Origin of the sequence: Pseudomonas sp. UBA3149 (assembly GCF_002364655.1) — a bacterium.
GTDB classification, from domain to species: Bacteria; Pseudomonadota; Gammaproteobacteria; order Pseudomonadales; family Pseudomonadaceae; genus Chryseomonas; species Chryseomonas luteola.
Genome location: NZ_DEYV01000019.1, coordinates 1 through 21202 on the forward strand (window position 1 = coordinate 1; position 21202 = coordinate 21202).

Here is a 21202-nt window from a genome sequence, read left to right on the forward strand (position 1 = left end):
GGCCTCGAAGATCTTTTCAATGGTCCAGCGCTGACGCTTGAACTGCCAGAAGGTAATGCCTAGTGCACTGGCAACAATCACACCCGCCTGGGCAAGGTCGTTGAAATAGAAATGACCGCCAAAGATAACCGCACCACTGAAAAGCGTAGGCCATGCAATTTTGACAGAATGCCTGATGGCTTCTGTCACTGGTACTGCACGCTTGCCTTCACGCAGCCGTGTATACATGACATCGGCCCGTCGGATCTGATCAGCGGTGGGCAGCACACGTACGGACTCATAGCCCACCATCTGGCCATTTTCCCAGATAGGAGTGACGTATGCGTTCACCCAATAATAGTCGCCGTTCTTGCAGCGGTTCTTGACGATACCCATCCAGGCCTTGCCTTGTTTAAGGGTATCCCACATATGGCCAAATACACCCTCAGGCATATCTGGATGACGAACCAGATTATGTGGACTGCCAATAAGCTCTTCTCGTGTAAAACCACTTATTGCGACAAAAGCGTCGTTGCAATAAGTAATTTGTCCCTTGAGATTCGTCGTTGAGATAAGACGCTCACTTTCCCTGAATGTACGAGCCTGTTGTGTCACTGGCAGGTTTTTGCGCATGGCGGAAGAGCCTTTATTGATATCGAAAAGATCTGCTGTTTATTTATGCTGACAGACCCGTACTATCATCGGCCCTATAGAAAGATTCTGAAGTAACGCCGCTGTATAACTGACGAATGCACAACCGAAGTGCGTCTGGCTAGTGCATCCAGACGCATCGATTGTCATTTATTCGAATGAATTAGCTGCACTCTGCCAGCCTGTTGCTACGTACGTCCGAGATGACTACTAACCAAAGTCTATGTGCCAATAGGCTAGAGGCGGGAGATAAAAAGCTGCTTGGCGTTCTCAGTGGCTTTAGAGCTGGTCCACAGACGGCCTCTTGTCCCGCTCAATATAACGAGGAAGGCGCTCAAGCGGGTCCTCTTTCTTCTGCCGTGATGCAAGGCGATACTGGATATCAGCCAGCCTGCGTGCGAGTTTTTTTCGGTGTGCATGCTGTTCAAAGACTATGGCAGTCAGCGTCATAGCCAATAGCGAGACGGTGGCAAGTGAAACCAATGTTCCGAGCCAGTAGGCATGAATGCCTTCCAGCATACCCCCGCTCACGCTTGCTTTATGGAAGTGCGCGCCAGCCATTCCCGCGTAATGCATCGCAACGACGCCAAAGCCCAGAAAAATGGAGGCGGCAAAGCGCAGCATCCAGACATGAGGCAAGGGACGTTTGAGATGAAAAGCCACACACAGCGCGGAGGTTGATGCGAGTATGGCAATCACAATGGATACGCAAAACCAGACCGGATCATAGCTAATTGCCGGATGTATGTTGAGCGCCGCCATACCCGTATAATGCATACCGGCAATACCGCATCCCATCACCAGACCGCCTACTGCGAAATGCCTGGTCTTAAGATCCGTACGACAGACGATTCTGAGCGCCAGGGCTGAAGCTAGCACGGCGAGTCCCAGTGACAGCACGGTAGTTGAGATCTGGTAGCCAAGCTCAATTGGCAAACTAAAGGCAAGCATCCCAATAAAATGCATTGCCCAGATGCCGGTCCCCATGGCCAGGGCGCCACAGCTCAGCCACACCCGGGCAGCCGTACCGGACGTTCCAAATACGGCAGACGCCAGTTGCAGCGCAGTGTAAGAGGTCAGCACCGCCACGATTACAGAGACCAGCACAAGAAGTGGGTCATAACTACCAGCAAGCATACGAACCACCAAAATTTTAGACCCAAAGCTTAACGGCTGCCGTACGCCATACTGAAATCTTAGCTACGATTTTCATCGCAAAGAATTGTACGCTCATCTGTTGAAATAACTATTTAGGAATTTAAGTTAATTAATAAGCTATTTAGCCGACAGTTGAGCAAATAGTCTTTCTTGAAAGACGCCCCGCTGAAACTGCCATTGCCCGGATTGATAAGAAAAGGCTTCCATGAAACAAACCAATCGTCTTCGGCGTGTGTTTATTGCCTTTTCTGTGTGCTTTACGCTGGGCCTTGTCAGTGTCGTCTCGCTGCAGCTGTTCAGGAGCTATGAGGCGACCCTACGCGCGGCTGAAACCAATGCTGCTAACCTTGTGAAATCCATGGCGCAGCATGCCTATGACATCTATGAAGACCTTGACCTGGCCAGCTATGGGATCGTCGAACGTCTGGAATGGGATAACTTTGGCGCTGGGTTATCGGGCGATGATGTGACGCGTTTGAAGCGACTATTCAAACGCCAGGTTGCGCAGATGAATCAGGTGCATGGCTTCTTCGTATATGACAAGGACGGCAACTGGATCGTAACGGACAAGGATGACTATCCCGCCAGCATCAACAATAGTGACCGTGAGTACTTCATCTACTACAAGACCTTTATGGATCGAGCGATTCGTATTGGTACCCCTCTGCGCAGCCGCTCCACAGGTGACCTCGTCGTGCCGGTCTCGCGCCGGATCAACAACCCGGACAACAGCTTCGCGGGTGTTTTTCTTATCACGGTCAACATCGAATACTTCAATCAGTACTATACTGACTTTCATCTAGGCCCAAGAGATATTATCTCGCAGGCCTTACGCAGTGGCGAAGTCATCTCACGGCTTCCTTATTCAGAAAAGAACATCAATTACAGTCTTTCCAAAGGTGAGGTCTATAGCAAGTACCTGCTGCAAAGTCCGTCGGGGGTAGCGCGCATCCGGTCCGTTGTTGACGGTATAGATCGCATCCAGGGCTATCAGGCCCTTGAGCGCTATCCTGTGGTCGTTCAGGTCGGACTCTCCCGACGCGATGTGCTGGCGGCCTGGATAACCGAGGTTGTTATCTATACAGGCGGCCTGCTTGTCATGCTGGCTGTTTTATTTGCAATGGGCCTGCTGGTCTTACGCTATATGCGACTGGACCAGGAGCATCAGCTCGAGCTTGCGACAGCTTATGAAGCAGTTGAAAAGCTGGCAATGGAGGATGGTCTTACCGGTCTTTCCAACCGGCGTCACTTTGATGTCATGCTGCCGGTTGAGCTTAATCGAGCAAAGCGACAGGGGTACCCTGTAGGGCTGATTATGCTTGATGTTGATTTCTTCAAGAACTTCAACGACCGCTATGGGCATCAAATGGGAGATCTGTGCCTGCAAGCGGTAGCTCAGGTCGTCCAGAAAAGCGTACGGCGTGCAGGCGATCTGGTTGCACGTTATGGAGGAGAAGAAATAGTCATTCTCCTACCTAATACGGATGAACCGGGTACCCATCAGATCGCTATGTCCATAGTAGAGGGTATCAGGGCGCTCAATATCGAACACCTGGACTCTCCGTTGGGACGTGTGACTGCCAGTATCGGCTACCATGTGGTCGGCTGCGATGGCTTTGCTTACAGCCCGACGGAAGCGCTTGGGCTGGCTGATCAGAACCTGTACGAGGCAAAGGGACTGGGCCGGAACAGAGTGCACCCTGCGATGTGCCAATCATAAACTTATTGTATGCCAGATGCTGAAGCATAGGTCTCTAGTCAGATTTCTTAATCTATGCAGGGTGAGGACTTGTCCTTGCCAATGCCTAGGATCGACAAGAGAAAAAAGGGCACCAGTGAGCAAAAGGCAATGAGCCCCTTATGCTCGTAATTACTTTCCTGCGCTCCCGTTAGAAACCAGACGGGAAGCGAAGCGGCTCCCAATGCTATACAGCCAAGCCTGATGGCGTGCCTGGCCGGATTGCGCTTTTTTAGTCTCTGCATGTCGCCTTCCTGCAATCGTTAGTCAGCTAGCCAATCAAAGCTGACGGAGGCCACCTATGCCAGGATGCATCAAGTCCTATGCAGAATTGTCGATGGGAGAATCCGCTGATCCTATACCGGCAAGCAGTAGCATGGCCTAACTCATACCATTTCATTTGATTCCAGACCTCTCGGCTGGCATAAGAGGATTAGTTGTTTAGACGCCGATTTGAGTCCCTATCATGCTAATCGCACCTCTGCCCGCCAATGAAGAGGCGCGGCTTCGCCTGCTTCATAGTCTCGACCTGCTTGATACCCCAGCGGAAGAGACCTTTGACCGTATCACCCGGGTGGTCTCCGAGCTTCTTCAGGTTCCTATCGCCCTAGTGTCACTGGTGGATGAGCATCGGCAATGGTTCAAATCGGTGGTGGGCCTTGAGGTGTGTGAGACGCCACGAGATCTGGCCTTTTGCGCCCATGCGCTTCATGTCGAGGACATGCTGCTGATTGAAGATGCATGGCAAGATCCACGCTTTGCGGACAACCCGCTGGTTACCGGCGAGCCCTATGTACGGTTCTATGCTGGTGTGCCGCTGCGCAGCAGTCAGGGTCTGGTGCTTGGTACCCTGTGTGCAATCGATACCCAGCCCCGAACCCTAACTGAGCGAGCCAAAGCTAGTCTCAAGGATCTGGCCCGTGTGGTTGAACGTGAACTGATACAACGGGAGGCGGCCAGGGAAACCCGACTGATCCAGGAACAGGATGCTCAGGCGCTGCGTTATCGTGAGGCGCGTTTTACAGCCATGTTCCAGCAGTCGCCTATTGGAAAGACGCTGATTGACCTTCAGGGACGGTTTGCCGAGGTTAATCCAAGGCTGTGCGAGATACTGGGCTATACGGCCGGGGAGCTCAGGCAGAAGACATTTTCAGACGTGACCTATCCCGAGGATCTGGCAGCGGATCTGAATCTTATTGCTGATCTCATGTTTAATCGACGCCAGACCTACTCGCTTGAGAAGCGCTACATTCACAAGGCTGGACATCTGGTCTGGGTAGCAATTGACGTTACGCTGGTAAGAGATGGCGCAGGCAATCCGTTACACTTTATCGCCGCGGTGCATGATATCCGCCAGCGTAAGGAGCACGAAGCCCTGCGGCTGAACTATCAGGCTGAACTGGAAAGGCGTGTCCAGGAGCGGACGCTTGAGCTGCAAAGTAGCCGGGAAACCCTGCAAACCATCACGGACAACCTGCCTATTCTCATTGCGCAGGTAGACCGTAACCTGTGCTATCGCTTCAATAACGACGTGTATCGTCAGATCTTTAATATCGATCCGAAAACCCTGCTGGGTAAACCCCTGACGGCGATGTTGCGCCCTGAGCTCTATAGGGAACTGCTTCCTTGTTTCCAGCGGGCATTGGCAGGGGAGCGGGTCAGCCATGACAATATCCAGTACAGCCTTGAACAGGACCGTATCTGGAGCGCTACCTATATTCCTGACGTGCGTCATGGTGAGGTGGTCGGCTTTTACGTTATGTCCCAGGATGTCACAGAACGTAAGCGGGCAGAAAAGGCTCTGGTCGACAAGGCCATGCTTGATCCACTGACTGGCCTACCCAATCGCCGCGCCTTGCATGACAGGCTCGAACAGGTGATAGCTGCCGCCCGGCATGATGGCGTTCCATTTTCCCTGTTTTTCCTTGATCTTGATGGGTTCAAGCTGGCCAATGATACCCATGGCCATGAGGGTGGTGATGAGATCCTGAAGCAGGTAGCGCGCAGGCTCGGTCAAGCGATAAGAAAGGATGACTTCATCAGCCGACTGGCTGGTGATGAGTTTGTCATTATTGCCAGTGGCGTTGCGTCAGAAGCTATCTGTAGCCGTATCGCCAAGAGTGTATGCGATACGATCAACGTTCCTTTTTCTCTTCCTGATGGACCAGCCAAAATTGGCACCAGCATTGGCATCGCGCTGAGCTCGACGACTGATAATCTCTCAGCGGAAAGCATCATGGCTCGGGCTGATGCGGCCATGTATACCGCTAAACGCAAGGGCAGAAACAACTATCAATTCGCCTCAGGTTCGGCGGAGCTGCCTCATAACGTACGGCCAATCAATCTGCGTAAGCAGGAAGACTAGGCTACTTTGCAGATCCTTGGCCATAGTACCAGCGAAGCCTCAGCAGCGGTCTATACTCTGAAACGAGATAACAGCATTGTTTAGCTGATAAGAAACCTATTAGCCTGAAGTCTTTAAGGAACCTGTGATGAGCGAGCCTCTTTCTCCTGAAACCATTGCCATCGTTAAATCTACTGCTCCTGTCCTTCAGGAGCATGGCGTGGCAATTACCACTCGAATGTACGAGCGTCTCTTTGTTGATCCTGAAATCAAGGCGCTATTCGATGACGCAGCTTTCAAGTCCGGCGAGCAGCCCAAGCGACTGGCTGGCGCTATCTTGGCGTTTGCTAAAAATGCAGATCGGGTAGAAGCCATTCAGGGCGCTGTAGACAAGATCTGCGCTCGCCATGTTGCAACCCATATCAAGCCCGAACACTATCCCGCCGTGGCTAATGCGCTGTTACCCGCCATCAGGGATGTATTGGGCGATGCGGCAACTGATGAGATCCTAGACGCCTGGGGCAAGGCCTACTGGTATCTGGCGGATATCATGATCAATCGTGAAAAAACTTTATACGGCGAAGCGCATTAATGGTTGTGGCCCGAAGCTTATCCTCTGTGTGCCTATGAAGGCTGGAGCTCTGTTTTGCAAAAAGGACAGAGCCAGGCAAGCGAGTCACTTTCAGGATGAAGCGTGTAATGACATGGCCTCATCTCGCCGCATTCCTCGCATTCGACACGACGAACAAGGGCATCCTCTTCATCGGGCAACACAGACACAAAGACCTCCACCTTAGGGATAGTTGGAAAAGAGCGGTATACAAGAAGGCTGCTTAGGAGCAGCCTCCTCTGGCATTAGCCGCTCGCACTACCATTAGGGCTTGGTGCGATTGGTAAGGTCTGTATCTGCGTCATGAGTACCGCTCAGGTGTGAGCGAGTACCATCCTTCTCAATATCCACATCAGTACGGCGTACGGTATCGCGTACCGTTTCGGTGTGCTGTGTGGTTTCCTTGCCCACTACCACTTCTTCAACGACTCGTGCAGTCTTGGCCACAACAGCTTCTTCAGCAGTTTCCTGAATCTCAACCGTACCCTCACGGAATGCAGACACGTCATCGGTTGAGACCGGACGATCTACCGGGCGACGCTCGATAACTGCATGCTCTTCACGCAGGTTTACGGTTTCCTCAACGGGACGTTCGGTCATATGGGAAACCACACGCACTCGTCCCAGGCGATTCTCTCGCTTACCCACCTTCAGGTCTTCTTCCATCACTGGAATGGCCGTTGTTTCAGCCGGCATCTGATCAGCCAGTGGGGTAGCGTTTACGCCCATGGTAGCTGCCGTAGTTGAGGTAGCTGTTGGCGCCATGGTGGCATCGCTGGTGACTGCGCTATCGCCCATGGTATTGGTATAAGCCGTTGCGCCCTGGCTGGTCCAGGTAGCGCTGCGCTCATCAATATCGATTGCGCCGTTACGCTCGAGGATGTCTTCAACTACCGGGACCTGAGCGTCGTCATTAACGGTCACAGTTACTACGGTAGAGCCTCGACGAACCGCTTCGGTGTAGGTATCCCGATAGCCTTTATGCTCGGTGTCATCATCACTAAAGAGTGACCGGAAAAAATGGCCTACTTTTTCAGAGACCGAGCCGTCGTGAGTATCGGTATGGGATGCGTCTGTGCGCATAGACGTATCGGTCGTGCCATCCATCACACCGGTTTCGTTGGCAGCGGCAATCTGAATATTGGTCTGGGAAACGCCCTTGGCCAGGAGTTCGCGTTTAACCAGTTCAGCTTCGTTATAGCGATCAAACGCGGCTACTAGAGTATGTTGCATAGGTCACCTCTGGGTCTCTTCAACAGCCTTGGCTGTGATGGGTTTAAGTGGTGTGCTTTGCACCACGCCTGGTATCTGGCATCCAGGCTAGTCAGTCTTTAAGCGCAACTGATCTGATGTCATCAGACTGTCCAGATGCGCTGGCTGGCATCATTGCCACTATAGGTCTGGAGTCGGGGTTTGCCGCTTTAGTTCAGAGAAACCTACAAATGGCAGGGCTTTCCATAGCAGACCCTGGTCTGGTTCAAAGTCTTATATGAAAGGCCGCACTCAGGGGAAACCCGGCAAGCTACCGATACTCACTATGAATGGCGCCTGCTAAATGCTGAGCAATGTTAATCAGGTTTGGCGCATCTTAAATCGCCATACGATTTATCTCAGATATACTTCTTTTGGGTTCTACCCCGTCAGGAAAGGAAGGCATAAAAGGATCCTTACGAGAAAGACCTTTTATGCCCGAGCGGCTACTAACGGAGGGAGCTTTGGCCGCTCTCTCGATCCTAGGGCCGCGACAGCCTGAGAGTAGAATCGAGAGCAGGCATCATACGAGAACCTCAAGACCTGTGCAATTTAGGTGGGAACCCATTTCCATTACCATGTTAATGCCCCCAAAGATAATCCAGTGATGAAAAGCCCCACACCTCGGGTGATTCACGGCTCATGATGCGGCCGTAGCCTTTTTGAGCCAGCAGATCCATGGCGTCGCCCATTTCAACAACGCGCCCCATCCGAGCATCTTCCAGCATGCATTTGTCTGCCGTTTTAGCGCTGTCACACAGCTGCCTGGCCCGCGCTGCCTCTTCAGCCATTTCAACCTGGATCGGTAACGGCGTGATTTCAGGCCTTGTCTGAAATTGTGGATCGACCTCATGACCTTGCGCCAAGTCGATCCACAGGCTCTCGAATATTGCTGTCAATATTACGCTTGAACTCATCAGGTGTGCGAATAACAAACCCACCCGCCAGAAGGGATGATCGGCCCGTGGCGTGCAGAGTTTCTTAACATACACCCCAGACGAGCCTGATTAGTTGACCACTACAGGGTGCGTTGGGAAAGGATATCCAGTAGCGCCTGCTCGTTGGCACTGATGTGCACAACAACCCGCACGCCAGCCTTTAGTTCTGAGGGTAACTTGGCCAGCAGCCAGTGCAAGGCATTGAACCCTCCTGCAGAGGTGCCGATAAGAATCAGTTGCCCAGTATATAGATGAATTAATACACCTAAATGTTATCTACAAGGTATTAAAACTCTTTTTACCCTGCTGATCCTATCCGAGCGCAGCAATGCCTAACCAGAGCCAAAACCACATAAAAGCAAGGCTTGTCTCAATGCAGCAGCTCGGACTGGCTTTTGTCTGTTTAGTGATTTTTGCATTAACCGCAATGGAGTGCTGGCAGGTCTGGAGCGGCTATCGTCAAGCTCTGCTAGAAGCAGAAACCAGTACGTCCAACCTAGCCAGGTCGGTAGCTCAACATGCTGAAGACAGCATTAAAGAAATCGATACCTTAACGATTGGAGCACAGGAACGGCTGGAGTGGGACGGTCTAGGAAATATTCAAACTGAAAGACTTAGAGCGCTTTTCAAAAGACAGGTGGCTGGCATTCCTCAACTGCATGGCTTGTTTGTCTACGATAAGGAAGGCAAGTGGCTTGTTACTGATAAGGATGTGGTACCTGAGGGAGCTAACAACTCGGATCGAGAGTATTTTATTTATCATCAAAACCACACCAGTTCTGAGCTTCGAATAGGCCCCGTCGTCAAAAGTCGCTCTACAGGTGAATTAATTTTGCCTGTATCGAGGCGGATCAGTAACCGTGATGGAAGCTTTGCAGGCGTTCTACTGGCGACCTTACGGGTGGACTATTTCGTTCAGTTTTATTCTGGTTTCAAGGTCGATGACAAAGGCGCCATAGTGCTTGCCTTGACTAATGGGACTATTCTGGCGCGTAGACCATTTAACGAGTCCGTGATAGGCAGCAGTTTGTCAAAAAGTGAGATCTTTACTCGATACCTACCCCGCTCCCAAAGCGGTACAGTACTTATTACAGCTGTAGTTGATGGTGTAAAGCGGATGTACAGCTACCAGCAACTGACCCGATACCCTCTGATAATCGAAGCCGGCCTGTCTAAAGAGGCTATCCTTGCCTCCTGGCGAGCAGATGCAGAACGGTCTGCTGCCGTTGTTGCCTTTATGATAGCGGGGATGCTGGCCCTAGGCGTCACTTTGCTTCGCCAGATTAGGCGTACTGTGCAAACCGAAGAACAGCTTCGTCAAGCGCATAGAGAACTGGAGGAGCTTTCCTTACATGATAGCCTCACCGGTCTTGGCAATCGCCGACAACTAGACCGGGTGTTGCCTATTGAGATAAATCGCGCCAGACGTAGCCATGATCCGCTTGGCGTTATTATGATCGATATTGACCATTTCAAGCGCTATAACGATCTTTATGGCCATCTGGCAGGCGATGCCTGTATTCAAGCGGTAGCTCAGGTAATCAGGGACGCTACGAGGAGAGTTTCTGACCTGGCGATACGGTATGGGGGAGAAGAAATGACGATATTGTTACCAGGAACGGACGAGCTTGGAACCTATCAGGTAGCTGAGCGCGCTCTTACAGCAATCCGCAGTTTACATATTCCTCACCAGGGCAGTGAAATAGGTGAGGTAACGGTTAGCGCTGGGGTTTATACCTACCGTCCCACAGAAGAGCATATTGCTCCTGAGCTTCTGATCAAGGCCGCTGACAAAGCATTGTATATAGCCAAAGAGCATGGCCGTAATAGGGTCTATCCTGCGATTTCTGCAGATACAGTTTGATCCAATCAAATCTTCAGGCTCATTTTTCATTCCTTACGGACACAGCTTGGGATAACCTCAGACTCGTTCTGATCTAACAGCACATGTAAGAGTCGGTTTAAGACGTAAAACAGTTGTCGAAGCTGCGATTATTATCTCAAGAACAGCGCCATGCACAATGAGATGTTACCCCTTAAAGCAGCTTAACAGTGAAGCATAGGGATGTAGGCAATAAAGGCCATACAGAAACTACAGCTTTAGATACTTTTGTTTATTTTGCCTATTCTATTCCTCAGTTTTGCTCGGTAGAGCTTTCCCTTTCGTATCAGGGCTGGTGATTGAAATGCTAGATAAAGAAGCAGCACTCGCGGTGCTTGAAGCACTACCGATACCGGTCATAGTTAAAGACCTCAATCACCGGATCGTTTTCGTCAACCAGGCGGCTTCCGGCTATTTTCAGGATCCTATTGATACGCTTGTAGGCAAAACTGACTATGACTGCTTTCCAGCAGAACATGCAGCTACGTATTGGCAAATGGAAGAAAAGGTAATTGCCACACAGTGTCCGTCTGAAAACGAAGAGACGATCATTGGTCCAGACGGAAAACCTCAAATCATCATTACTACTAAGACGCTGGTAACAGTTGCTAATGAATCACTACTGGTCGCCTACTTTATCAATGTGACAGCTCAGCGCCAGTTCGAGGAGCAATTGCGCCAGGCCCAAAAAATGGAAGCTGTAGGCCAGTTGACTGGAGGTATAGCCCATGATTTCAACAACCACCTCGGAGGCATTATCGGCTCGCTTGGAATCATGCAAAAGCGTATTGCAAAAGGAACATGTGTAGGCCTTGAACGCTACACAGACAACGCAATGGCTTCGGCGCAACGTGCAGCCTCCCTCACCCACCGTTTGCTGGCTTTTTCTCGCCGGCAATCGCTCAACCCAAAGCCTTTAAAACTCAACGATCTTTTTGATGAATTCCAGAGCTTTATTAATCAGTCGTTAGGGCCTGAGTATCGGTTTGAAGTGCACTATGAAGGTGACCTTTGGACAACATTCTGTGATCATCACCAGCTGGAAAATGCCGTCTTGAATCTGGCAATAAATGCACGTGATGCAATGCCCAACGGAGGGATCATCATTTGCCAGATCACCAACAGTGCTTCCGTTCCCGGCTTATTTGAGGGTGAATGTGTTTGTATCAGTATTGTCGATACCGGGACAGGTATCGCGCCCGAGATAATGGATCAGGTTATAGAGCCCTTTTTTACCACGAAGCCCATAGGCGAAGGCACAGGCCTAGGTCTTTCCATGGTTTATGGCTTTGTGAAGCAAAGCAATGGGCATTTTACTATTGAGTCGACTCAGGCCAAAGGCACAACGGTAAGCCTTTATCTGCCACGGTATATTGGAGAGACCTGTCAGCATACTTCTTCAACTGACGAGCCTTTGAAAGAAGGACTACAGCAAACGGTTATGCTTGTTGAGGATGACGAGGTGCTACGTGAGATCATTATCGAAGTTTTAGAGGACCTTGATTATCATGTTCTAAGCACAGGCAATGGCCAGCACGCATTAGAATTGATAGTTACAGCAGCCAAACCTGTGGATCTCCTTCTGACCGACATAGGCCTGCCTGGCATAAATGGCCGTGACCTGGCGGCACATGTGTTGGATAGGTTTCCCAAACTAAAGATCATGTTCATTACCGGATATGACAAAACAGTAACCTTGCCCAAAAGCTTGTTCCGCCATGATGTCGAAGTTATGACGAAGCCTTTTACGATTTCAGAATTAGCCTCAAGGGTACAACGACTACTCGAGCAAGATTAATAGATGCGCTGGCACAATAGTTACCATGCATGCACAAAAATTTATAGCGTTAACTGTATCTCGAATGTAACCTTTTAAGGCGTTTTATGAGACTGCTTATATCCGCGTAAACTTGAATCTGCGGGTTGTGGCCGGCTAAAGAGATAGCCCTAAAACTGTAAGTATCCCTCCTCCTTGAGCTTTTAAAGCTGTTCAACGCCCTCGGCAGTGATTCTGATACCAAGACTCAAGCTTAGACCGATGATAGCCTTCACAGTGGATAACGCTTGTGGGCTGGACTCCATTTGATGAACCAATGACTTATCAATTGTGTTCTTGTCTAATGGAAACGACTGAAGGTAGCCCACGGAGGAATAGCCGGTTCCAAAGTCATCCAGCGTTATTATGGCGCCTATGAGACTACAGCGGCTAACAGAGATCTTTGTAGTCTGTCGTAATTAGAAAAAAGCCGCTCCACTCCTGCATCAGGCCTCCGTTTCTCTAACAGATCCCCTCGGTTATAGGCCGCCTCCACCTTGCTGCCCAAGGTATGCGCCAGCGCCATCTCACAGACCTCTCGAGGATAATTCGTGATTTCCGCCGCCCAGGTTCTGAACGTTGCGCGAAAGCCATGCGGGCCTGCTAGGCTAAACATTCAACTTAAGCCTGCTTTGCCTCTGCCGATAGCTTTTAGCTCTTCTCATCAAGCGGCTTGTTTATAAATGAATGATGACGATTTTCATAGGCAAATAGTCATGGAACTCACCCTACAAAGACCTATTCCCACTCTTTGGGCTAAAGCTGTTTCAGAGGCGAAAGGTGACGAGACACATGCCAAGGTATTGTACCTGGGGTACCGGATGGGCCAGCTCAGAGCTTTACACCAAGGCCCAGTTGAATACACGAGGAGCATGGGTATGACGCCAAAAAAGAACCCTCAGGTTCAATTATTAATTCGCCTGTCCTTAGCCCTATTCATTCTAGCCGCAATCTATATGATTTTTCTCTAGACATCACTGCTAACAGCCACATCCTACGCCAGTGGTCGACAATCCAGCGAAGGAAGATTGCGCTATCTAGATCAACGTCTATGACGCAGCTATGCAATGTCTATCAGAGCCTGCCCTATAGGCTGCTTTTTACAAAGTCTGGGTCCACGTTACCATCGAAACCCTATATGAGATGATATCTTTGCGTAGTCGGGGTGGCAGCGCTAAACCTTATAATGTTTTGCATGGCTAATCATATTCAAGGACGCTAGAAACGTGGGCAATATCCCCAATCCTTTTCACTATGTCATTGCGCCACGAACGGATGCTGAGCGGCTGGAGGTTGAAGCCTGGTTGCTGGCTGACCAGCTGATCAATGTCTTGAATGATGGACAGCCGAAGGCGTTTCAAAGACGGGACCAGATAAGATGGCAAATTGAAGGTTTCATGAACGCATTGCAAGCATTACAGACGCCCGAATCCTCAAGGATTTATATAGCGACGCAGGAGCTAACCATACAAATGCGCCAGCAGAGTGTCAGAGATTTCTATCAGGCAGCCAAGCTCTACTCTCGAAAGCAGTTGATACCTGAATAAATCCATAACCAAGCCTCGCAGGTGCTGCAGATGAATACGAGCACTCTTTGTCCAAGGCTTCTTTTACAGTGGTTGATGTAAATCTTTATAGTCTGTGGAATCATGCAGAAAGCCGCTCCACTCCTCCATTAGCCCCCTTCTCTTTTCCAGCAAATCCCCACGGTTATAGGCCGCTTCCACCTTGCTCCCCAACGTATGCGCCAGCGCCATTTCACAGACCTCGCGAGGGTAGTTCGTGGTCTCTGCCGCCCAGGTTCTGAAGGTGGCGCGAAAGCCATGCGGCACTGCCATGTGAACCTTTAGGGTATCCAGTACCCGGCCAATGGCATTACCGGGAATACAGCCTGTGCGGCGACTGTTGGGAAAAACCCACTCCGGATGCTGGCCCTTCTGCTGGCTGATCACCTCAATCATGGCCTCGGTCAGCGGGATGCGATGCGTCTTGCCCGTCTTCATGCGCTCGCCCGGAATAGTCCAGAGCTTTTGCTCAAGATCCAGCTCGGACCAGCGGGCACCGCAGGTCTCGCTGTTACGGGTTGCGGTCAGGATCATGAGTTCTGTTGCGCGTGCTGCAGCACCCTCCAGGCTATCGAGTCGATGCATGAGCCGTGCGGTATCCTCGGCAGACAACGAGCCAAACGGCTTGACCCTGCTGCCCTGTTTGGGCAGGAGCTTGTCCAGGTGCCCGCGCCAGCGCGCCGGGTTCTCCCCTTCCCTCAGCTTTCTGGCCTTGGCCGCATCGAGGACCAGTTCAATACGGTTGCGCAGGCGACTGGCCGTTACCGGGATAACACTCCAGATAGGCTCCAGCACTTCCAGGACATCATCGGTATCGATTTCAGCAAGAGGCATTGAGCCGATTATGGGAAATACGTGCTTCGCTAGTGAGTTCTGCCACTGTTGCGAGTGCTTGGTGCTCCAGCTGGGCGAGTGCGTTCGAATATAGCGTGCAGCCTCGGTCTGAAAGGTCTTTGCTTCCAGCTTCTCAGAGGATTTACCCTCACGTTTTTTCCGGCGCTCAAGGACTGGATTGATCCCGCGTGAGATTTCAAGACGGTACTTGTCTGCCGCCAGGCGCGCATCACGCAGGGAGACTGCTGGATAGCTGCCCACCGAAAGATCATGCCGCCGGCCATTGATCATGTACCGAAATATCCAGCTCTTGCGCAGCTGGGCGGAAATGCGAAGCTGAAGGCCTCGGCCATCCTGATAGCTTCCAGGTTCGGCAAGGGCTTTAACAAGTTTGGGGGTTAGTTTGCTCATAGACCTGATACTGCATTGCGCTGCGCAGCTATCTGCTTTCTGGCAACACTCAACTCCTGCGCCTCGTTCTCAAGACGTTCGCAGCGTCTGGAGAGCCTGTCCAGATCATCATTGATCAATAGCCGACCCTGATTAAGCTCGCTCTGGACTTGCTCACGATGGCATGTAGAGCCAGCCGTAAACTGAGCGATCTGCTCGGCTGTGGCGGGTTGCTCACCATAGCTGAAGTATTCATCAAGGGCGCCGAGTGCCCAATAGACAAGACCCAACATGACCAGCGTCAGCACAAGCATGGCCGGAGCTGCGCGCAGTGTCTCGCGTGCTTCGGCTTCAACCTCGGCTTCGGTGCGCAGGTTTCTGAAGGCGGCCCAGTATTGATGGTCGTTCTCTCGTATCGGCTGATCAAGCCGTACCTCGGCACGGTGGTCGGAACTGGTACTGACAATCACACCGTTACCAAAACGAGTTACCACACGTACGCCCGGTAGCGCTGTTGCGTTGTCCAGAGCCATCTTTTTCTCCATGCAAAAGTAGTCTGCTGGCGCTGGGTCTAGCATCAGGCCGTGATGGACCAGCGCCAGACCGTGCGATCAGTCAATATCAACAAAGACAGGATTGAGTACCCTGCTGGCGCTCTGCTCTGGTGTTTCGTCCCAGCACCAGCAACCGCGACTCTCCCACCACGACTCAAGAAGATCACACGAATGATCAATATAGGGAGCACCATCATGATAAGCGCCGCAGTTGGCGACGTAGTTTTCTCCCAGCAGAATGGCAAAGCTCTCATGCTCGATGACCAGCGCCTTGCCCGGGTTGGCCTGTAGCAGGCGGCGGTAGGCTCCTATCATCCCGTGATAGGTCGTCAGGTCGTGTGCGCACTCGCTGTCCCAGGCCGCAGGCCGTGCAGATACCTCCCGCTTAAGTTCGGAGGTGGCTTCTCTACGGTTTCCGAAGAACCGGCGACTCCCTTCCGGCCAGGACAAGATCCATTCCTCCTGTCCTTTGGGTTCGGCCATGTAAAGGGCACCGCTTGGATGCGTCAGCTGGATCTCGGATTGACTGGTCATCGGAAGGGTCTCCAAAGTTGAGGGTATATTCCCTGATTAACGTTCTGATTTCAAAACAATGTATGAGGACTCACTATCCTCATACATATATACCTATAAGCCACATGATAACTGCGATTACCTAAGAGTGTCTAAAGCTATCCCACACCTTTTCCCCACAGCTCCCGGCCCAGCGCCTAGCAATGTCCCAGCGCCTGAGCCAGCGCCTGTCGAGCTACCTGAACCGGTCGATCCACCATTTCGGTGATGAGTGGCGAAAGGGATATGGCCGAGACGGCGCGCTCCAGCCGGTCAAGCGAATTAACCAGTGCAGGCGCAGCCCTGCACAAGGCGTCGATCCGAGCCATGTCCTTTATCCGGATACCGGTGGCGTTCCACTGCTTGAGCAGCAGTGAGCCAAGGTCATCATCCAGACACAGGGCGCCAGCCCTCGCATGTGTCTCTTCAGGCAGATCAAACAGGCACAGCGGGCGACTATCCAGGCACAAGGCATGGTAGTGATCTGTCTTCTACTGCCCCTCGCTGATGGTCCCCACTGAGATTTCCTGAGCACTAACCCCCAGATAGCCAGCGAGGGACTTAAACCACGGGGTACTGGCTAGAGAGTGCGCCAGCCCAGACGCCATGCGGCTTTCAGGCTGGCCGCAGATGATAAACGGCCTGCCATCACACAGTACCGCTATACGCTGTTTGCCATCTACAAGCGACATGCGCCTAAGCTTCAGGGGCGAGCCTGCCAGCGCTTCAATGACTCGGCTGGGCGCGAGAACACAGGTCTGCTCGGGATCAACCAGAGGCGTAGGCTCTTCCCGGAGGGCCTCTTCACCTTCGTTCTGAATAGGCTGACGTGCCGGCCTCGCCTGCTCCGGTACCACCCCATGGCTGGTGAAGGTTTGAAACCATCCCGCTACATAGAGCCGCTCGCTGGTGATATTGGGACGTCCATTAGCGCCTAATTCCACCAGGTTCTGCTCGGCAAAGGCCAGTACGCGATCAACAAACCGTTTGATTTCACGCTCGCTGAGCGAATGCTTGGAGATATGGATGCCCCCTTCAAGTTTACCGGCATGGGGATTGAATTCACGTGCTTGTTGAAAGACGACTTCATTACGCCCGTTCTTCTTTAATAACCCTTCGGACGTTATCTCAAACGTAATAGTCTGAGAGCGCATGATCGTTCTTTTAAAATCAATTTCCGTAACTTTAAGCGAGGCCATGTCCAACATCACATCAACTACCTGCCCAGACTCCCTGACCTTTTGTTTGGTCTTGTAGGTGCGGTAGTGAACATTGCTGATACAACTGGTGAGAAGTGCCGGTTCCTTGATTGAATCAACAAGTGAGATAAACATGGCTGACCTGCCTGAACACTGGAAGTTATTTCCACTGTCTCATGCAAATCCGGTTATGCAAGTACTCCGAAGGGATAAAAGTTAACTAAGCTGGAAATAAAAAAGCCTGCGCGAGCAGGCCTTGATAATAAAAGGCAGATCAGGCCACACTTTCCTTTAATTGCTTGCCCGGCTTGAACGCCACCGACTTGCTGGCCGCAATTTCGATAGGTTTTCCCGTCTGGGGATTACGCCCGGTACGCGCTGCACGTTCCTTGAGACTAAAAGTGCCGAACCCTACCAGAACCACATCCTGACCATCCTTTACGGACTCGGTGATTGACTCGACAAACCCGTTAAGCGCAGCCTCGGCTTCCTTGAGCGTCAGCTGCCCCTTCTCAGAAATAGCCTTTACCAGTTCAGATTTGTTCATGCTGTTTCCTCTTGTGGTTGAGACGTTATACCCGATCCTGAGGCCTGCGTTCAAAGCAGGTGACTACAGTTTTCTGCTCACCGTTCCGGATCAGGAGATACAGGAATTTGCTGGTCTCGTGCCCCCAGGTCTCCACCTCATCCACGCTGCCAAACTTGAATAGCTTGTGGCGCCTGATCCGCTCTGGCATGGGTACCAGCCTAAGTTCAGGATGCGAGAGCCTGCGTGCCAGGCTTGACCATGGACAGCGGGGTTTGCCACTGCTGACACGCTCAAAATAGGCATCTACTGCGTGCTGGGTGAGACTGATTCGGCCCAGGGCAGGCGTTTCCAGCATGACCTTGCACTGGCGATATTCTTCCGTGGGATAGACATACTCCACTTCGCCAAAGTCAGGGTCGTCACGATTGAACGGCAGATCCCGCTCATTGGGCACCTGTGTCTTGGACCCGTAGAGTCGACCCAGTAACGCCGCATAGGGATACAGGTGCTTGGATGGAAGACCATTACCCAGGATCTCAACCATGGCCTCATCCGTGACACTTAGATAAATACCGGCCCCTGTTATGGGATAACGATTAAATACCTGCCTGAAGTAAAGAAGATGTCTAATGGCTACCAGTTCGACAGCCAGTTTGACATCTTTTATATACTCCTTGAACTGGACAGAAAGTACACCCTTCTTTTTTAGACCTGTCCACCAGTAGACAAGGTAACTACCATCTTCTGCCAATACCGTGCGTGTACTTAATAACATCATGATAGCGTTCCCCGTCACCGGAAAGAATGTTTGATATAAACCTACCACCAAATTTCAGAATGCAAGTCATGGGTGTAAATTTTCCGAAAATGTATTAGCTCAAGGCCCAGTCACCCTTTAGGATAATTCTGTCCCTGATAACTAACGAGCAAATCTATATGAGCCTCTTACTCCAATACCGTGAAACGGAAGCAGAACTAAAGCGCCTCAAGGAACATCTGGAAACACTAACTTCCAGTGAAGAACTTAAAAAGGATCTCCAATTTCTCGACGAGCTTAATGAGCTGATGGAGAAGTATGGCAAACGCCCACGTGACGTAGTGGCTGCGGTCGCGCCAGAACTCCTCCAACAGAAGGCCAGTGCTGCGCCAGCCGAACAAAGCAATCCCCGCCGCGCCCGTAACATCAAGGTCTACCGGCATCCGGAGACCAACGAGATCATCGAAACCAAGGGCGGCAACCACAAGGTTCTCAAGGCATGGAAAGCCAAGTACGGCGCCGACACCGTTGAGAGCTGGATGTCGATCAAGGACTAGGTCTGCTTCTGCTTGTCAGTTAGAAAAGAAAACCAGCCCCGGAGGGCTGGTTTCTTTTTGTCACTTAACAACAAGGTTGTAGCATTCCTTCCCGCATTTCTTCACCAGACGGTGAACGATGCGAGCCGCCATCGTGGCATACGGCCCTGCACAGGTCACAGGACCCTGAGCCGCATACTTTATGATGAACAGAATGCGCGCCTGTGTTTCCCGGGCATCGAAACGATCCCGGATCAGGGCAGCATAGTCCTGCTCACTCCCCTCCCAGCCGGCCGGAGGCGCAAAAACGCCTCGTGTGGCCGAACCCGGAGTAGTGTCGAGCAGATCAGCAGGCAGGTGTGGATTGGAGTGCATGGCTTAACCTCCCACTACGCTGCGAAGAAGCGCCAGGCTCGGGAAACCCGAAATGCCCTGACGAATCATCACATCGTTCCAATCAATTCCTTTACTGCCGGAAGGGATTGGTGCGGTAGGAAGTATCACGATCACCCTGATACCCTGCTGCTGCAGACGCAGCTTGAGCCTCATGGCCGCCGATTCACCCGTGCATGATCTGTCCTTGTCGGCCCAGACCAGTACCGTGTGAACCCCTGCTGGCGGGGTAAAGCCTTCAAGCAGTGTTGCATTGACCGTGCTCCAGGTAGCAATACCTGTTGCGCGGTACGCCGAAAGCGCTGTTTCCAGCCCTTCGGCAACACCAAGCACTCCATCAACCGGAGTACCCATCTGGATCGCCGCGCCTCTGATCGATTTCCCCTCGGGGACCGGCATCATCTTGCGCGGACTCTCCACATCGGCCTTGCTACCCGTACTGCTCAGGTAGGTTCGGTGAAGGGTCAGGATCTCACCCCTGTTATCTACAATGGCGCAGACAATGGCCGGAAACTTCCCTATCTCAGCGATGGTTTCCCGCTCTTCCCCGGTCTCCATATCCACTTCCGTCACGGTATCCCAGTACGGGAACGCCGGATGAAAGCGTACGCAGTCATTGTCCAGCCAGTCAGCGCCACCTCGCGGCAACACCTTGCGTCCCTGCAAATACAACCGTGCAGGTTCAGCCTGTGATGCGTTCAATGGCAGCGACTCACGCCAGTGACGCTCGACGTTCAGGCTCTTGCGATCTGACGTCGATGCGGACAAGGGCTTACTCTTCACCAGTGCAAGCCTGGGTTTTTCCGGCTCGATAATGATGGCCGGTGTCACCGGTGGAGCTTTCACAGGTTCAGGTTCAGGCTGAGGATCATGCTCAATCACCTCGTACCCAAAGCGCTCAGCTTCATAGGTAGGTGACTCATCCTCTGGCGAGGAATCCTCTGTGCCTTCCTGTTTTGCCTTGAGTGCCTCGGCGCGCGCCTTCAGATCAATGGGACCACGACGACCGGGTTTAACCAGTCGCGCCCACTCATCATTGCTCGCCTCTTTAACAGCCGCTTCACGAACCACAGCAGTTTCCTGCATGGCACGTGGAGCGCTGTGGTCCTCAGCTGCCTTTTCCCGCGGACGGGACTGGGCAGGACGAGGACGCCTCTCGGACGTCTCACGACGTTGATACCGTGGGGGTTCAGGATCAACCCTCAGGAACTCGGCAACCTCTACAAGCGCTTCTGGAAAGTTTATTCCCTTCACAAAACACAGCAGGGAAAGACCATCACCAAAGGCACCGCAGCTGTTGCAGATCGCACCGCCGCGGACATTGAAGTCCTTGAACAGGCGAAACCCGTCCGTGCCACCATGGACCGGGCAAGGCACATGACGACCGAGTCTGGAGATGGCGCGTTCCAGATCAGGCGCCAGTGCCTGCATGATGCCTACCCATCCATACGCCGACGCCTGATCCTTGACCCTTTTGCTGTCGTAGAACTTGCGTGGCTCTCTTGCTGCATTACCGTTCATACGCT

At 51.9% G+C, this 21202-nt stretch carries 23 protein-coding genes and 1 pseudogene; 7 read left to right on the forward strand and 17 right to left on the reverse strand.

Annotated elements, in window-relative coordinates; all coding sequences use genetic code 11:
- Both B3729_RS12445 and B3729_RS12450 read right to left on the reverse strand, forming a co-directional pair.
- The coding region (locus tag B3729_RS12445) for a PAS domain-containing protein (protein WP_286788059.1) at positions 1-612 on the reverse strand (612 nt) is incomplete at its 3' end.
- Between the two features lie 297 nt (positions 613-909).
- Positions 910-1767 (reverse strand): MHYT domain-containing protein, encoded by an 858-nt coding sequence (locus B3729_RS12450; protein ID WP_150345672.1) that lies wholly within the window; start codon positions 1765-1767, stop codon positions 910-912.
- A 226-nt stretch (positions 1768-1993) separates the two neighbouring features.
- On the opposite strand from B3729_RS12450, the gene B3729_RS12455 reads away from it, so the two are divergent.
- Complete coding sequence (locus B3729_RS12455; RefSeq protein ID WP_150345673.1) at positions 1994-3508, forward strand: sensor domain-containing diguanylate cyclase; 1515 nt, start codon at positions 1994-1996, stop codon at positions 3506-3508.
- A 47-nt stretch (positions 3509-3555) separates the two neighbouring features.
- Here the strand turns inward: B3729_RS12455 and B3729_RS12460 are convergent, their stop codons facing one another.
- On the reverse strand, positions 3556-3771 hold the full coding sequence (locus B3729_RS12460) for a hypothetical protein (RefSeq protein WP_197873335.1): 216 nt from the start codon (positions 3769-3771) through the stop codon (positions 3556-3558).
- Positions 3772-3992: 221 nt separating this feature from the next.
- Here B3729_RS12460 and B3729_RS12465 point away from each other — a divergent pair, with 221 nt between their 5' ends.
- Both B3729_RS12465 and B3729_RS12470 read left to right on the forward strand, forming a co-directional pair.
- Complete coding sequence (locus tag B3729_RS12465) at positions 3993-5891, forward strand: bifunctional diguanylate cyclase/phosphodiesterase (protein WP_150345675.1); 1899 nt, start codon at positions 3993-3995, stop codon at positions 5889-5891.
- Between the two features lie 127 nt (positions 5892-6018).
- Positions 6019-6462 (forward strand): globin domain-containing protein, encoded by a 444-nt coding sequence (locus tag B3729_RS12470; RefSeq protein ID WP_150345676.1) that lies wholly within the window; start codon positions 6019-6021, stop codon positions 6460-6462.
- Positions 6463-6744: 282 nt separating this feature from the next.
- On the opposite strand, the gene B3729_RS12475 is transcribed toward B3729_RS12470, so the two are convergent.
- The 3 genes from B3729_RS12475 to B3729_RS12485 form a co-directional block, all read right to left on the reverse strand.
- A complete protein-coding gene (locus tag B3729_RS12475; protein WP_150345677.1) occupies positions 6745-7713 on the reverse strand; it encodes a YsnF/AvaK domain-containing protein in 969 nt (322 codons plus the stop codon).
- A gap of 599 nt (positions 7714-8312) precedes the next feature.
- Positions 8313-8723 (reverse strand): DUF3391 domain-containing protein, encoded by a 411-nt coding sequence (locus tag B3729_RS12480; RefSeq protein WP_150345678.1) that lies wholly within the window; start codon positions 8721-8723, stop codon positions 8313-8315.
- A gap of 26 nt (positions 8724-8749) precedes the next feature.
- A complete protein-coding gene (locus tag B3729_RS12485) occupies positions 8750-8926 on the reverse strand; it encodes a chemotaxis protein CheB (protein ID WP_150345679.1) in 177 nt (58 codons plus the stop codon).
- Positions 8927-9042: 116 nt separating this feature from the next.
- On the opposite strand from B3729_RS12485, the gene B3729_RS12490 reads away from it, so the two are divergent.
- Together B3729_RS12490 and B3729_RS12495 are read left to right on the forward strand one after the other, a co-directional pair.
- On the forward strand, positions 9043-10533 hold the full coding sequence (locus B3729_RS12490) for a sensor domain-containing diguanylate cyclase (protein ID WP_244322453.1): 1491 nt from the start codon (positions 9043-9045) through the stop codon (positions 10531-10533).
- Between the two features lie 322 nt (positions 10534-10855).
- Positions 10856-12349: an ATP-binding protein gene (locus B3729_RS12495; protein ID WP_286788060.1), complete on the forward strand. Its 1494-nt coding sequence runs from the start codon at positions 10856-10858 to the stop codon at positions 12347-12349.
- Positions 12350-12531: 182 nt separating this feature from the next.
- Here B3729_RS12495 and B3729_RS24805 read toward each other — a convergent pair whose 3' ends face one another.
- Both B3729_RS24805 and B3729_RS12500 read right to left on the reverse strand, forming a co-directional pair.
- On the reverse strand, positions 12532-12768 hold the full coding sequence (locus B3729_RS24805) for an EAL domain-containing protein (protein ID WP_409438667.1): 237 nt from the start codon (positions 12766-12768) through the stop codon (positions 12532-12534).
- Positions 12758-12965 (reverse strand): annotated as a pseudogene (locus B3729_RS12500) (integrase); the annotation flags it as partial. The gene B3729_RS24805 and the pseudogene B3729_RS12500, both read right to left, overlap by 11 nt.
- 628 nt (positions 12966-13593) lie before the next feature.
- On the opposite strand from B3729_RS12500, the gene B3729_RS12505 reads away from it, so the two are divergent.
- Positions 13594-13914, forward strand: coding sequence for a hypothetical protein (locus B3729_RS12505; protein ID WP_286788061.1), 321 nt, complete (start codon positions 13594-13596; stop codon positions 13912-13914).
- 63 nt (positions 13915-13977) lie between these two features.
- Here B3729_RS12505 and B3729_RS12510 read toward each other — a convergent pair whose 3' ends face one another.
- The 7 genes from B3729_RS12510 to B3729_RS12540 all read right to left on the reverse strand — a co-directional run bounded on the left by B3729_RS12510 (position 13978) and on the right by B3729_RS12540 (position 18768).
- Complete coding sequence (locus B3729_RS12510) at positions 13978-15177, reverse strand: tyrosine-type recombinase/integrase (RefSeq protein WP_286788062.1); 1200 nt, start codon at positions 15175-15177, stop codon at positions 13978-13980.
- On the reverse strand, positions 15174-15689 hold the full coding sequence (locus B3729_RS12515) for a hypothetical protein (RefSeq protein ID WP_073450800.1): 516 nt from the start codon (positions 15687-15689) through the stop codon (positions 15174-15176). The genes B3729_RS12510 and B3729_RS12515 overlap by 4 nt, the downstream gene beginning before the upstream one ends.
- A gap of 78 nt (positions 15690-15767) precedes the next feature.
- On the reverse strand, positions 15768-16244 hold the full coding sequence (locus tag B3729_RS12520) for a hypothetical protein (protein WP_073450799.1): 477 nt from the start codon (positions 16242-16244) through the stop codon (positions 15768-15770).
- A gap of 176 nt (positions 16245-16420) precedes the next feature.
- A complete protein-coding gene (locus B3729_RS12525; protein ID WP_286788063.1) occupies positions 16421-16732 on the reverse strand; it encodes a hypothetical protein in 312 nt (103 codons plus the stop codon).
- Between the two features lie 21 nt (positions 16733-16753).
- Positions 16754-17596 (reverse strand): hypothetical protein, encoded by an 843-nt coding sequence (locus B3729_RS12530; RefSeq protein ID WP_286788064.1) that lies wholly within the window; start codon positions 17594-17596, stop codon positions 16754-16756.
- A 139-nt stretch (positions 17597-17735) separates the two neighbouring features.
- Positions 17736-18044 (reverse strand): HU family DNA-binding protein, encoded by a 309-nt coding sequence (locus B3729_RS12535; protein ID WP_256680865.1) that lies wholly within the window; start codon positions 18042-18044, stop codon positions 17736-17738.
- Positions 18034-18768 (reverse strand): hypothetical protein, encoded by a 735-nt coding sequence (locus B3729_RS12540; protein ID WP_286788065.1) that lies wholly within the window; start codon positions 18766-18768, stop codon positions 18034-18036. Before B3729_RS12540 ends, B3729_RS12535 begins: the two co-directional genes overlap by 11 nt.
- 158 nt (positions 18769-18926) lie before the next feature.
- Here B3729_RS12540 and B3729_RS12545 point away from each other — a divergent pair, with 158 nt between their 5' ends.
- Positions 18927-19304, forward strand: a complete 378-nt coding sequence (locus B3729_RS12545; RefSeq protein ID WP_286788066.1) for a histone-like nucleoid-structuring protein, MvaT/MvaU family — start codon at positions 18927-18929, stop codon at positions 19302-19304.
- Between the two features lie 60 nt (positions 19305-19364).
- Here B3729_RS12545 and B3729_RS12550 read toward each other — a convergent pair whose 3' ends face one another.
- Positions 19365-19658: a hypothetical protein gene (locus B3729_RS12550; protein ID WP_010799395.1), complete on the reverse strand. Its 294-nt coding sequence runs from the start codon at positions 19656-19658 to the stop codon at positions 19365-19367.
- Between the two features lie 3 nt (positions 19659-19661).
- Positions 19662-21202 (reverse strand): DUF7146 domain-containing protein (locus B3729_RS12555; RefSeq protein WP_286788067.1); only part of this gene is annotated, 1541 nt, incomplete at its 5' end.

Coding starts and splice junctions, on each gene's coding strand:
- B3729_RS12515 (WP_073450800.1), bottom strand. CDS start 15,689: ATGGCTCTGGACAACGCAACAGCGCTACCGGGCGTACGTGTGGTAACT.
- B3729_RS12475 (WP_150345677.1), bottom strand. CDS start 7,713: ATGCAACATACTCTAGTAGCCGCGTTTGATCGCTATAACGAAGCTGAA.
- B3729_RS12545 (WP_286788066.1), top strand. CDS start 18,927: ATGAGCCTCTTACTCCAATACCGTGAAACGGAAGCAGAACTAAAGCGC.
- B3729_RS12520 (WP_073450799.1), bottom strand. CDS start 16,244: ATGACCAGTCAATCCGAGATCCAGCTGACGCATCCAAGCGGTGCCCTT.
- B3729_RS12550 (WP_010799395.1), bottom strand. CDS start 19,658: ATGCACTCCAATCCACACCTGCCTGCTGATCTGCTCGACACTACTCCG.
- B3729_RS12460 (WP_197873335.1), bottom strand. CDS start 3,771: ATGCAGAGACTAAAAAAGCGCAATCCGGCCAGGCACGCCATCAGGCTT.
- B3729_RS12450 (WP_150345672.1), bottom strand. CDS start 1,767: ATGCTTGCTGGTAGTTATGACCCACTTCTTGTGCTGGTCTCTGTAATC.
- B3729_RS12470 (WP_150345676.1), top strand. CDS start 6,019: ATGAGCGAGCCTCTTTCTCCTGAAACCATTGCCATCGTTAAATCTACT.
- B3729_RS12495 (WP_286788060.1), top strand. CDS start 10,856: ATGCTAGATAAAGAAGCAGCACTCGCGGTGCTTGAAGCACTACCGATA.
- B3729_RS12490 (WP_244322453.1), top strand. CDS start 9,043: ATGCAGCAGCTCGGACTGGCTTTTGTCTGTTTAGTGATTTTTGCATTA.
- B3729_RS12530 (WP_286788064.1), bottom strand. CDS start 17,596: ATGTTTATCTCACTTGTTGATTCAATCAAGGAACCGGCACTTCTCACC.
- B3729_RS12510 (WP_286788062.1), bottom strand. CDS start 15,177: ATGAGCAAACTAACCCCCAAACTTGTTAAAGCCCTTGCCGAACCTGGA.
- B3729_RS12540 (WP_286788065.1), bottom strand. CDS start 18,768: ATGATGTTATTAAGTACACGCACGGTATTGGCAGAAGATGGTAGTTAC.
- B3729_RS12455 (WP_150345673.1), top strand. CDS start 1,994: ATGAAACAAACCAATCGTCTTCGGCGTGTGTTTATTGCCTTTTCTGTG.
- B3729_RS12465 (WP_150345675.1), top strand. CDS start 3,993: ATGCTAATCGCACCTCTGCCCGCCAATGAAGAGGCGCGGCTTCGCCTG.